Consider the following 12,539-nt stretch of genomic DNA (forward strand, 5'->3'; position numbering starts at 1 on the left):
CGTAAACGGGGATGGTTAACGGAGGGTTGAAGGTGTGCCTGTACGACATGGCTGGACGGCAATTCTGTTGGACAGGCGAACGGCAAAGCGCTAATCGCATCAGCCATGCATGCGGGATCCCCAGAAAAGAAGCCTTTGGAGGCTTCGGTCGCCTCGGCGCTGAGAACGGTAGCCACGGAACAGGCCGGCGTGGCGGCATTGGCCGCCGCGCTGGAGAACGAACTGGCCGAACCTTTCGCCCGCGCCGTCGACATGGTGTCGCGTATCAATGGCCGCGTCATAGTCACCGGCGTCGGCAAAAGCGGCCATATCGGCACTAAGATCGCGGCTAGTCTGGCTTCGACCGGCACGCCTGCCTTCTTCGTCCATCCGGCGGAGGCCAATCATGGCGACCTTGGCATGATCGCCAGAGACGATGCCATCATCGCCATGTCATGGTCCGGCGAGAGCAAAGAATTGATGGGCATCGTCGCCTATTCCAGGCGCTTCTCGATCCCGCTGATTGCGATTACCGCGGGCGCGGCCTCGGCGCTGGCGCGCGCGGCCGACGTGGTGGTGCTCCTGCCGTCCGTGCCGGAAGCCTGCCCGCACGGCCTGGCGCCGACGACATCGACCCTGCTGCAACTGGTGGTCGGCGATGCGCTGGCTATAGCGCTGCTCGAAGCGCGCGGCTTCACGCCCGACCATTTCCGCACATTCCACCCCGGCGGCCAGCTCGGCGCCAATCTCACGCAGATCCACGAGATCATGCATGTCGGCGAAAGGCTGCCGCTGGTGGCTTCCGGCACGGGCATGCGCGAGGCGATCCTCGAATTGTCGAACAAGGGCTTCGGCTGCGTGGCGATCGCGACGGCGGATGGCGCGTTGGTGGGCATCATCACCGATGGCGACATCAGGCGTCACATCGGCAGCAATCTCATGGAAATGAGCGTCGATCAGGTGATGACGAAAAAGCCGAAGACGGCCACACCGGACACGCTGGTGGCGACGGCGCTGCAGATTATCAACAATTCGGCCATTACGAGCCTGATGGTGGTCGAAGGCAGGCGGCTCGTGGGACTGGTTCATCTGCACGACCTGCTGCGCATCGGCGCCGCCTGAAAAAATCAAAGGACGCGTCGCGTTCGGGAAGCCCTACGCGACGCGCCCTGATTTTCCGGATCGAAAGCGCCATGCGCTTTCGAAATGTCAAACAGCCTCGACGGTCAGTTCCAGATCGGTGTCGGCCGAACTGACGACGCGCACCTGCGTGCCGGCCGGCAGGTCGGGACCGGAGACGCGCCACAGCGTGTCGCCGAGCTTGATGCGGCCGCGACCGTCCTTGATCGGCTCGGCCAGCGTTGCCATCCTGCCGACCAACTGCGCGCCGCGCCGGTTGAGCAGCGGCTGATCACTCGGGACATTACGCCCGCCGACTAGTTTCTTGCCGACGAAGGCCGAGACCAGCGACAGCGCCAAGAAGGCGAGGACCTGGACTTCCCAGGCCCAGAAGCTTGCGTCCCAGATGAGCAGGGAAATCACACCGATTACCAATGCGGCGATGCCGATCCACAGCATGAATATTCCTGGCGCGATGACCTCCATCACCAGGAGGACGAAGCCCAGAACCATCCAGTTCCACGGACCAAGTTCGGAAATGATGCGGTCAAACATGGGCGTGCGCTCCTACTTCCTGTGGAGCATGATCTTTTCCGAAAACCGGTTCCCACTTTTCGGGATCATGCTCGCGACCTCAGTTCTCGTCAGGTCTCAGTTCTCATTCGGGCGAACCACCGGAGGGCGGCCTGCCTGCCTGGCGGCGCCGGCGGTGCCTTCGCTGCGGAACACCTCCCTGGCGATCTCGCTTATGCCGCCGAGCGTGCCGATCAGCGCCGAGGCTTCCATCGGCATCAGCACGACCTTGCTGTTGTTGGCGGTACCGATCTTGCCCATCGCTTCGGTGTATTTGAGCGCCACGAAGTAGTTGAGTGCCTGCACGTCGCCCTTGGAGATGGCTTCCGATACAACCTGGGTGGCTCGCGCTTCGGCCTCGGCCGAGCGTTCGCGTGCCTCGGCGTCGCGGAAGGCGGCTTCCTTGCGGCCTTCGGCCTCGAGGATCTGCGACTGCTTGAGGCCTTCGGCGGCGAGGATCTGCGCACGCTTGTTACGTTCGGCCGTCATCTGACGACCCATCGATTCGATGAGGTTGGCCGGCGGATTGATATCCTTGATCTCGACGCGGGTGATCTTGATGCCCCACGGATGCGCCGCTTCGTCGACGACGCGCAGCAGGCGCTCGTTGATGGCGTCGCGGTTCGACAGCAATTCGTCGAGGTCCATCGAGCCCATGACGGTACGGATGTTGGTCATCGTCAAATTGAGAATGGCGTTCTCCAGGCCGGCGACCTGGTAGGCGGCCTGCGCCGCATTGAGGATCTGGTAGAAGGCGATGCCGTCGACGCCGACAATGGCGTTGTCGCGCGTGATGATTTCCTGGCTCGGAACGTCGAGCACCTGCTCCATCATGTTCATCTTGGCGCCGATGCGGTCGACGAACGGCACGATGAGGTTGAGGCCGGGGCTTAGTGTTTTGGTGTAACGGCCAAAGCGCTCCACCGTATAATTATAGCCTTGCGGGATTGTCCGGATGCCTTTGATAAGAAGCACCAATACCAGAAAGGCAAGCGCACCAATCGCAATACCGAAACCACTGAAGTCCATTTGAATCTCCCTCAGATGCCGGCCATGGCGTTGATTCCATGCAACCGACTTCACCAAACACTTAGGTGTGTTTCAATAATGTTACAATCAGGTGATCGTTGATTATTGGTGCATGGAATAGCGCAACTGCGGCGATCGATCGCCGCAACGTGGCGGCCTCAGACCCAGCCCGACAGCTCGCGCCGCACCATCGCCTCGATCACCGCCATGCCTTCTGCACTGTCGTTGAGGCACGGGATGTGGGCGAATTTCTCGCCGCCGGCGTGATGGAAGGTCTCGGCCGCCTCGCGGCCGATTTCGTCCAGCGTCTCGATGCAGTCGACGGAAAAGCCTGGGTTGACGATGGCGATCGATTTCACGCCGTCCTTCGCCAGTTTCTCGACCGTCTTGTCGGTGTAGGGCTGCAGCCATTCCTGGGCGCCGAAGCGCGACTGGAAGGTGATGATCAGCTTCTTTTCATCCCACCCCAGTCGTTCACGCAACAGCCGTGTCGTCTTCTGGCAGTGGCAGTGATAGGGATCGCCCTTCTCGAAATAGGGCTTCGGGATGCCGTGATAGGAGGTGATGACCACCTCGGGCTCGAAGTCTAGCGTTGCCAGATGCCGTTCGATCGAATGGGCGAGCGCCTCGATGTAGACCGGCTCGTCATAGTAGGGCGGAACACTGCGCACGGCAGGCGCGCGGCGCATCTTCATCAAGGCGCGAAACAGCTGGTCGTTGGCGGTCGCGGTGGTGGTCGCGGAGTATTGCGGGTAGAGTGGGAACGACAGGATGCGGTCGCAGCCTTGCTCGACCAGCCTTTGAGCGACGCTCGCGGTCGAGGGGTTGCCGTAGCGCATCGCCCAGTCGACCACGACATCGGGTAGGTCGATGAGCGCTGCGGCCAGCTTTTCGCCCTGCGCGCGGGTGTAGGTGCGCAGCGGCGACTCGTTCCTCTCGCGGTTCCATATCCTGGCGTAATTGGCGCCGGACTTCTTCGGTCTGGTGGTCAGTACCAAGCCGTAGAGGATCGGATACCAGATCGCCTTGTTGAGTTCGATGACGCGCGGATCGGACAGGAATTCGCGGAGATAGCGCCACATCGGCTTGAAATCGGTACCGTCGGGCGTGCCGAGATTGACCAGCATGACGCCGATCTTGCCTGCCTTTACCGGCGGATGTCCGGCCGGTAGCGGGTCGAGCGCTTTCGCGGCTTTGGGGTCGACAGGCGTGGAAAGCGTCATGAAGGTCTCCCGACACCGCGAAAACCGACGATGTCGGGCGAAACTAGCGATGCGGCGCGAGTTTTCAATGCTGCGTCTGGCCGCACCTTACCTTGAAAGCCAAAAACCCCGCCGGTTACCCGGACGGGTTTTGCTGGTCGCAAGTGCGAAGCGAGGTTACTTCGCCGGAATGGTCAAGGTCGCGCCGACAGGAAGCCGGCGTGGTTCGTAGCCTTTGTTGGCCTCGGAGATCACCTTCCACTTGGCGCCGTCGCCGTAGGCCTTCTTGGCGAGATCCCAATAGGTATCGCCGGCGACGATGACATGGCTGGCTTCGGCCGGGGCGGCGTCAGCCGGCTTTGCCGGAGCAGGTGCGGCTTCGGCCGGTTTTGCCGGTTCGGCCGGAGCCGGCGTTGCCGGGGCGGTTTCCGCCGGGACAGTCGGCGGCGTGGTGGTGATGTCGCCGGAGCCTGCCGGCAATGCGGGCATCGCCGGCTCCGCCGGTGCAGCCTCGGCCGGTTTTGCCGGTTCCGCTGGAGCAGGTGCCGGTTCGGCTGGTTTTGCCGGCTCGGCGGCCGGGGCAGCCGCTACGGTTGCGGTAACCTCGGTGATGCGGCCGTCGAGCTTGGGCGTATAGGGCCGGTGCGCGGCGAGATAGTCGGCGACCACCTGTTCGAGGCCCGGGCCGTAATCATAGGCGTTCTTGGCCTTCTCGGCGAAGACCTTGTAGCCGTCGCCGCCCTGGCGGACGTAATTGTTGGTGGCGACCAGATAGTCCTTGTCCGGATTGATCGGCGCCCAGGCACCGTTCTGCATCACCTCGACCGACTTGACTCGGCCGGCATTGGGCGCGACCGACTTGTCGAAGGAGTATTTGAGACCTGCCACCTGCGGGAAGCGGCCGCCGCCGTCCTCGACCTGGCTGACGCCGTTTTCCAGCCCGGCAACCAGATCCTTTCCGGAAATCTGGAAGGTCGCCAGCGTGTTCTGGAACGGCAGCACGGTCAGCACCTCGCCCATGGTGACGGTGCCCTTGTCGATCGAAGCACGCAGGCCGCCGCCATTCGAGACGACGATCTCGACGCCCTGTCCCTTGACGCGGTCGAGGATGGCGTCGGAGACGAGGTTGCCCATCGCGCATTCCTTGGTGCGGCAGCTTTCGCGGCTGCCGTCGATGGCCTCGGTGGTCTCGGCCACTTCCTTGTTCTTCAGCGCCTCGATCGGCGCGCCAAGCTCCTTGATGCGGGCAAGAACGGCCGGATCGGGAGTGATCGACTTGTCGAGGAAGATCGGGTCGCCGCTGGCTTCCTTGACGTTGCCATTGTCGTCGAACACGACCTTGAATTCGCCGAGATATTTCGAATAGGACGCGGCCTGCACCACAGGCACCTTGGAGCCGTCGGGGTTGTCGACCATCGTCGGGTAGGGGCCTTCAGCCTTCGGGTCGGTGTTGGACAGAAGCGAATGGCTGTGGCCGCCGACCACCACATCGATGCCCGGGATCTTGGCGATGACATCGCGCTCGCGCCTGTAGCCGATATGGGTGACGGCAATGATCTTGTTGACGCCTTGCGCCTTCAGCTTCTCGACCTCGGCGGTGATCGACTTGACGTCGTCGGCGATGGTGATGTTGGGGCCGGGAGAGGCGAGTTCCGGCGTGTCGTTGGTCACGGCGCCGACAATGCCGATCTTCTGGCCGCCGACCTCAAGCACAATCGACGGCTTGATCTTGCCTGCGGCGCCGGACTTGTCGTTGGGCACGACATTGGCGCTGACGATCGGGAACTTCGCCTTGTCGAGATAAGGCACCAGCGCGCTCTCGCCATCGTCGAATTCGTGGTTGCCGAGCGTCACCGCGTCGGGCTTGATCTGATTGAGGAATTCCTCCTCCGCCGTGCCCTTGTAGGTGATGTAGAACAGCGATCCCTGAAAGCTGTCGCCGGCATTGAGCAGCAGCACGTTCTGGCCTTCGAGCTTCTTGCGCTCCTGTGCGATCGCGGTGACCAGCCGGCCGGCGCCGCCGATGCACTCACCCTTGGTCTCTTCCTCGGCCGAGCAGGTTGACTCGTATTTGTTGTTGCCTTCGATGCGGCTGTGCCAATCGTTGAAATGCAGGATGTTCAACGTGTAGTCGGCAAAGGATGGTGCGGCCGACAGGCCGAGTGTCGAGGCAGAGAGGGCGGCAATGGCGGCGAGCTTCTTCATCTTCGTCTCCCGGATATGATCAAAGGCGTTTAACGCTCTTGCCCGACTGCAGGATAACAGCCAGCATTTCGGGTATGTTCACATCGCGGTTGTGGCGATGCAAGAAGAATCAGGGCGGATAACCGGCATCGGTTTGCCGGCATAAAAAAGGCGGCGGCATCGCGCCGCCGCCATCCGCAAAGCCGCATGGGAAAGGTTCAGCCGCGCCTGGTCAGCACGAAGTTCTGCCCGGCGGAGCTGGTGCAATTCAGCTGGTTTATGGACACCAGCAGGCAGTTGAAAGCGATTGGCTGCTGCCGGATCAGCGAGGTTCCGTTGATCTCGACCGAGGTGGCGCCGGTCTTGGTGTAGCTGCCGTCAGCGAATTTCTCACCGGTCTCCGCCGAAACGGTGGTGAAGACGCCGCCGTTCAATGTCGAGACCGCCTTGCCCTCGGCGTTCAGCCAGGAGCCTTCGACGCCTCGCGCCTGCGATGAGATCGGTGGCCCGTCGGAACCGCCGGTGGTGCAGGCGGCAAGCATCGTCGCAAGAACGCCCGCCGCGCCCGCAGAAAGAATTTTGCGCGCAATCGTCATATCAAATCCTCTCCTGGCGCATCGGCCCAATCGCCAAACGACGTTTGGGGAACCGATGTGCGTGGCCTCAAGTTTCCAGAGCCGTCCCTCGTGCGTCCAAACGGATGCACACTGCTCTCGTCCGCATCCCTTCAATCGCCCGATTTCCGGGCGATTGCAAGGCAGTGGGGCAGGGGTATGGAACCGCTATCGAACGAGGATGTTGCGGAATTGCCACGGGTCGCTTTTGTCGAGGTCCTCGGGAAACAGGCCCGGACGGTTATCGAGCGGCGTCCAGTCGGTGTAGTAGCCCTTGACCGGTCCGAGATACTGGGACTGCACTTCCAGGCAGCGCTTGTAGTCCATCTCGTCGGCCTCGACGATGCCGGCTTCCGGGTTTTCCAGCGCCCAGACCATGCCGGCGAGCACGGCCGAGGTGACCTGCATGCCGGTAGCGTTCTGGTAGGGCGCCAGCTTGCGGGCTTCGGCCAGCGACAGCTGCGAACCGTACCAGTAGGCGTTCTTGGCATGGCCGTAGAGCAGCACGCCAAGCTCGTCGACGCCGTCGACCAGCTCGTTTTCGTCCAGCACATGGTGCACGGGTTGCGCCTTGCCGGCGGCGCCGAACATTTCGTGCAGCGACAGCACGGCGTCGTTGCAGGGGTGATAGGCATAATGGCAGGTCGGGCGGTATTGGACCTTGCCCTTCTTACCGCGCACGGTGAAGAAGTCGGCGATCGAGATCGCCTCATTGTGCGTCACCAGGAAACCGTATTGCGCGCCCGGCGTCGGGCACCAGGAGCGCACGCGGGTGTTGGCGCCGGGCTGTTCGAGATAGATCGCAGCCTTGGAGCCATGCTTGTGCTCCTTGCCGTTCTTCGGCATCCATCTCTCATGCGTGCCCCAGCCGAGCTCGGCCGGCTGCAGCCCTTCCGAGATGAAACCTTCGACCGACCAGGTGTTCCAGAACACGTTCATCGGCTTCGGCTTCTTGGTGCGCTGGGTGTCGCGCTCGGCGATGTGGATGCCCTTGACGCCGGCCTTCTTCATCAGCTTCGCCCAGCCGTCACGGTCGTCCTGCGCGGGTTCGGAAAACTCGAGGCCGAGGTCGCCGGCAAGGTTCAGCAGCGCCTGCTTGACGAACCACGAGACCATGCCCGGATTGGCGCCACAGGTCGAAACCGCGGTAGCGCCGCCGGGCTTGTCGTGCTTCTCCTTGATCAAGGCTTCGCGCAGCGCGTAGTTGGTGCGGCTGGCATTGCCGGCCTTGGCGTCGAAATAGAAGCCGAGCCACGGCTCGACGACGGTGTCGATGTAGAGCACGCCGAGCTTGCGGCAGAGCCGCATCAGGTCGACCGAGCCGGTATCGACCGACAGATTGATGCAAAAGCCCTGGCCGCCACCATTGGTCAAAAGCGGCGTCAGCAGTTTCTTGTAGTTCTTCTCGGTCACGTGCTCCTGCACGAAGGCGATGCCGCGCTCGTCGAGCAGCTTGCGGTCGGTGTCGAGCGGGTCGATGACCGTCATGCGAGACTTGTCGAATTTGAAATGGCGCTCGATCAGAGGCAGCGTTCCCCGTCCGATCGAACCAAAGCCGATCATCACGACAGGGCCGGTGATTTCACCGTAAACGGGCCAGTTTTCATTCGCCATTTTATCGAGCACTCCTTCAAGCAACGCGCCAAAACGGCCGTTCGACCGCCGCGCGACAAACCATAGATCATTGTCACAATAAAGCGAAAAGCAGGGATAAGGTTAGTTCCCGACGGCGCAGATGCGCCTACGGTTCGAGCAGTTTCGCGAATTCCGGTGTGAACAGCGCTTGTGCTTCGGAGACCGGCATTTCAACGAGATCGTCGCCGCAAGCCTGGATGACGTTGGGCAAACCTTGCAGCCCGAAGACCAGAACCTGCCTGTCGCCATCGCGCTTCAGGCTGGCGCCGAGATAGTCGCTGATCAAATCGTCGATGCCGCATTCGGCCTCGTAATCCACCTCGGTCTGGTCGCTTGGCTTCTTGCGGTTTTCCCTGACGAAGGCGGCCAGCGAGGGGCCTGGCTTGCCGTCGCCCGTATCGGAAAACATGTCCTGAAGGGTAAGCAAGGCGCCACGGCGCACGTCCATGACATAGGCGTCGGAATAGTTGTTCGGATGCGCACCGCCGCAATAGAGGCTGCCGGATTCCGACCAGCTCATCAGCTTCGGCGTCAATGACGTAACTTTGGACGTCGTGTCTTCATAGCCGCCAAGCGAATCGTCGTCCATGCCCTCCATCGGCGGCCCGTCGTGGAAACCGGCATATTGCAGCGCCGCGCACGTCAAGGCGCTGAGGCTGTCATGCCAATGGCGGTTCTGCAGCAAGGCATTGGCGGCTTCGATCGGCGCACTGCCGGCGAGATCGACGATGCGCGGCCTGGCGAATTTGGTGCGCGGATCGGTGACATAGTTGTAGGCTGCATCCGGCCAACCTTCCTTGGCGTCTGCCTTGGGCGCGAAATCCAGCTTGAGATAGTCGTAGGGCGATGCCGCCATGGTGATCGGCGCATCGTCGCCCGAGAATGTCATGTCGGTGAAATCATAGAGATCGCGTGGCGTCGTCGCCGGCGTCTCCGTCTGGGCACGGCTGGCGATCCTTGTCAGCTTCAGCGGCAGGGTCTTTTTGGCCGTCCAGGTGCCTTCCAGCGTCTTGCCCTTGTCGGCGGAACTCAACCGCCAGACGGCGCCGATGGGTGGAGCCTGGCCGTCGCCGCACTTCTTGGCATCGCAGGCTTCTTCCTCGGCCAATTGAAAGGTGGCGCCCTTGCTCGACTTCGCCTGCAGAGGAATATCGATGCCCTTGGTGCGGTAGAAATAGCGCGCCGCCAGTGCCTCTCCAGCCGTCGCCGGATCGCCGGTAAACTCGACGACGATGTCGATGTTGCCGAGCTTGCCGGCATAGGTGACGGGGTCGGCGAGCGCCGTTGCCGGCAACGCCAGCAATGCACCGAGCAATACGGCTTGCTCCAGGATTTTTCGGATCATCGTCACTCCAGCGTCATGGCTTGCAGGCGTTGCACCAGCCTGTCACGGTCTGACGTCATCCCCTTATAGTCGAGTTGAGCCTCATCCAGCGCCTGCAATTGCGCCGCGAAAGAGGCGGCAAGCGTTGCCCGGTCGGGATGCCGCGCCAGCACTTTCAGCGGGTCGAGGTGGATGCGGATGGTGAACAGGATGTCGCGCGACAGAGGCAGTTTGCGCAGCGTCTGGCGCTCGACGCGGATGAAGGCGTGGGTGTTGACGTCGCCGTCGGGAAATCGCGAGGGGCGCCTGGTGGCGCGGTCGATGCGCTCGACATTGGAGAGCGGATGATAGAGCGCGTCGTCGGCCTGGATCGACCAGTTGAAGCGTTCGACAGCCTGACCCTGCAGGCCGTCGAACATGCGGTTGATGAGCTCGGCCGGCCTGGTGCCCGGACCGAAGCCCGGCACCGGTGCGTGGATCTGCTGCAGCGGCCGGCCGAATTTTTCGACCAGCGACCAGGATGACGGGAAGCACAGCGAGCCGGCGGCGAGTCGCCAGCCGGTGTCGTCACGGCGCATCAGGATCAGGTCTTCCTGGACGAGCAGCGACGCTGCGACCAGCGGGGCATCGGGGAAGGTGGCGTCAGAGTCGGCTTTGGCGCCAATGACCTCAACCCCGGCATTGGTGCGCCGGTACATCCCGGGAAATGTCGACAGCAGATGTGCTTCGATGAGGCCGCGCACTTCGCGCTGGGCGTCGCGCGTGCCGTCTTCCTCGACAAACACCTTGTCGGGGATTTCGGCATACAGCCGGCGCTTTTCGGCGAGATGGTCGAAGAGATACCGGTCGACCTCGATCCACTTGTCGAGTTCGAGCGGCTTCAGCCCGATGGTGAAGAGCTTTGAGGAGCCATCATAGGGCGTGTGCGTGGGCTGACGAGAATTCATGCTTCGCTAGAAAGTGTCCAATGCCGGCGGTTATTCTCGCAGCCGCTTCGTATCAGGCCAATGTTGCCGGGATCAAGCCGCGCAGAGAATTGCCGACGAACAGTGTTTTGGCGGATTTCAACTCGTCATAGCTGTAGATCGCCTCCTGGGCGCGGCCTTCGTCCAGCAGCTCGGCGCGCAATACGCCAGGCAGCAGCCCGCAGTCGAGCCTGGGTGTCATCAGCATGCCATCACCGAAATCGGCGAAGACGTTGGTGATGGTGCCTTCGCAGATTTCACTGCGCTCATTTGCGAGCAACACTTCGTCGGCCTGGGTGATCAGATATTCGGAGCGGGCGTGAGTGTAGACTTGCCGCCGGCCGGTCTTGTGGCGCAGCAGCGTGTCGGTGGAGGAGAGCCGCACCCGTGCCAGCTGCAGCCGCCAGACCTTGTCGGCGGCGAACGGCTCATAGGGCTGGACCGAGGCGGTCACTTCGCCATTGCGCTGCAGGACGAGCCGGGTGCGCAGCGCCTTTTGCTGCGCCCCGATAGTATTCGCCAGCACCTCGCCGATCCGCTGCGGATCGCAGGCAAAGCCGAGTTCTTCCGCCGAGCCATAAAGGCGCGCGAGATGGCGTTCGAAGCGCAGAAAGCCCTGGCCGGGCTCCCAGCGCATCGTCTCGATCAGCTCGAAATCGGCGGTGTCCCCGTCGCGAAGCGCGCCTTCAGCAGACACTCCTGATACTCCTCTTGCGCCGTCGAATCGAAGACGACGCCGCCGCCGACATTGTAAACGGCCTCGCCACTGGAAAAGAGCGATATGGTGCGGATCGCCACCGAAAAGCGCATCATGCCGGCAGGCGCGATCCAGCCGATGGCGCCGCAATAGACGTCGCGCGGTGTCTCTTCCAGCTCGTGCAGGATTTCCATGGCGCGGATTTTCGGTGCGCCGGTAATCGAGCCACAGGGAAACAGCGCGCCAAAGATTTGGCGGATGCCGAGATCAGGCAGAAGCTTCGCCCGCACACGGCTCACCATCTGATGGACGGTCGGGTAGCTCTCGATGCGGAACAGTTCCGGCACTTCCAGCGTGCCGATCTCGCTGATCAGGGAGATGTCGTTGCGCAGGAGATCGACGATCATCCGGTTCTCGGCCTGGTTCTTTTCATCGCTGCGCAAGAAGGACTTCAACCGCGCGTCCTCGGCCTTGGTCGCGCCGCGCGGTGCGGTGCCCTTCATCGGATGGGTTTCGATCATGCCTAAGGCATCGATCTCGAAGAACAGCTCGGGCGAACGCGACAAGACGATGGGATCGCCGAGCGAAATCAGTGCGCCATACTTGACCGGCTGGCGTCCTGTCAGTGCGTCGAAGGCAGCAAGCGGATCGCCCGACCATTGGGCACGGACCGGAAAGGTCAGGTTGCCTTGGTAGCAATCGCCCTTGCGGATGTGGTCGTGAAGGCGCGCGAAGCGTTTGGCGTAGTCCTGAGCGGACCAACTGGCCCTGGCGTCGAAGATGGGGCCATTGGTGGCCGGCGCATCGTTGCGCGGCACGGCCTCTTCGGCCGGAGCATCGAAGACACCCAGACAAACCAGTGGCGCGCGCCGGCCTTCAGGCAACAGCGGCACCAGTTTCGGTTCGAGCAGATAGCCCGCTTCGTAGGAGAAATAGCCGGCCAGCCATTTGCCGGCATCGCTCGCCGCCTGCGCGGCCGCCAGCGCCGGCAGAAAATCCTTGCCATCATAGGCAATGATGATGTCGGCCGGGTGGTCGAAGACCAACTGACGGCCGCTTTCATCGTTGCGGAAAATGGCAGAGGGCAGGGGCATGGGGCTCGGGTACTGCGGTCGATGACGCCAGAACCGCTCTATATGGGGGCCGGGCGGCGTGCAATCGAGGGAGCGGCGTCGCAGGGCGCAAAGACAGTGGCGAATGCAAAAACAAAGACGGCGC

Annotated in this window: 11 protein-coding genes; 1 reads left to right on the top strand and 10 read right to left on the bottom strand. The window is 62.4% G+C overall.

Translation table 11 applies throughout. The features are described 5' to 3' along the window. The first annotated feature begins 105 nt into the window (after positions 1-105). A complete protein-coding gene (locus tag NLY43_RS24690; RefSeq protein WP_023710943.1) occupies positions 106-1,101 on the top strand; it encodes a KpsF/GutQ family sugar-phosphate isomerase in 996 nt (331 codons plus the stop codon). 87 nt (positions 1,102-1,188) lie between these two features. Here NLY43_RS24690 and NLY43_RS24695 read toward each other — a convergent pair whose 3' ends face one another. The 10 genes from NLY43_RS24695 to NLY43_RS24740 form a co-directional block, all read right to left on the bottom strand. After that, a complete protein-coding gene (locus NLY43_RS24695; RefSeq protein ID WP_023701036.1) occupies positions 1,189-1,653 on the bottom strand; it encodes an NfeD family protein in 465 nt (154 codons plus the stop codon). Between the two features lie 96 nt (positions 1,654-1,749). Beyond that, complete coding sequence (locus tag NLY43_RS24700) at positions 1,750-2,700, bottom strand: SPFH domain-containing protein (protein WP_023701037.1); 951 nt, start codon at positions 2,698-2,700, stop codon at positions 1,750-1,752. Positions 2,701-2,858: 158 nt separating this feature from the next. Continuing rightward, entirely contained in the window at positions 2,859-3,923 is a 1,065-nt protein-coding gene (hemH, locus tag NLY43_RS24705) for a ferrochelatase (RefSeq protein ID WP_023686407.1), read from the bottom strand. Between the two features lie 156 nt (positions 3,924-4,079). Beyond that, on the bottom strand, positions 4,080-6,107 hold the full coding sequence (locus NLY43_RS24710; RefSeq protein ID WP_023701038.1) for a bifunctional metallophosphatase/5'-nucleotidase: 2,028 nt from the start codon (positions 6,105-6,107) through the stop codon (positions 4,080-4,082). Between the two features lie 197 nt (positions 6,108-6,304). Continuing rightward, positions 6,305-6,682: an Omp10 family outer membrane lipoprotein gene (locus NLY43_RS24715; protein ID WP_023671949.1), complete on the bottom strand. Its 378-nt coding sequence runs from the start codon at positions 6,680-6,682 to the stop codon at positions 6,305-6,307. Between the two features lie 186 nt (positions 6,683-6,868). Further along, positions 6,869-8,314, bottom strand: a complete 1,446-nt coding sequence (locus NLY43_RS24720; protein ID WP_023710944.1) for a homospermidine synthase — start codon at positions 8,312-8,314, stop codon at positions 6,869-6,871. Between the two features lie 127 nt (positions 8,315-8,441). After that, positions 8,442-9,680 (bottom strand): hypothetical protein, encoded by a 1,239-nt coding sequence (locus NLY43_RS24725; protein ID WP_023710945.1) that lies wholly within the window; start codon positions 9,678-9,680, stop codon positions 8,442-8,444. A gap of 2 nt (positions 9,681-9,682) precedes the next feature. Continuing rightward, positions 9,683-10,606: a heme-dependent oxidative N-demethylase family protein gene (locus tag NLY43_RS24730; RefSeq protein WP_023701040.1), complete on the bottom strand. Its 924-nt coding sequence runs from the start codon at positions 10,604-10,606 to the stop codon at positions 9,683-9,685. Positions 10,607-10,658: 52 nt separating this feature from the next. Beyond that, entirely contained in the window at positions 10,659-11,321 is a 663-nt protein-coding gene (locus tag NLY43_RS24735; RefSeq protein ID WP_031199162.1) for an aminotransferase class IV family protein, read from the bottom strand. Next, entirely contained in the window at positions 11,270-12,415 is a 1,146-nt protein-coding gene (locus tag NLY43_RS24740; protein ID WP_023683255.1) for an aminodeoxychorismate synthase component I, read from the bottom strand. The genes NLY43_RS24735 and NLY43_RS24740 overlap by 52 nt, the downstream gene beginning before the upstream one ends. Positions 12,416-12,539: the final 124 nt, after the last annotated feature.

This window comes from Mesorhizobium sp. C416B (assembly GCF_030323165.1).
In the GTDB taxonomy this organism is placed as follows: domain Bacteria; phylum Pseudomonadota; class Alphaproteobacteria; order Rhizobiales; family Rhizobiaceae; genus Mesorhizobium.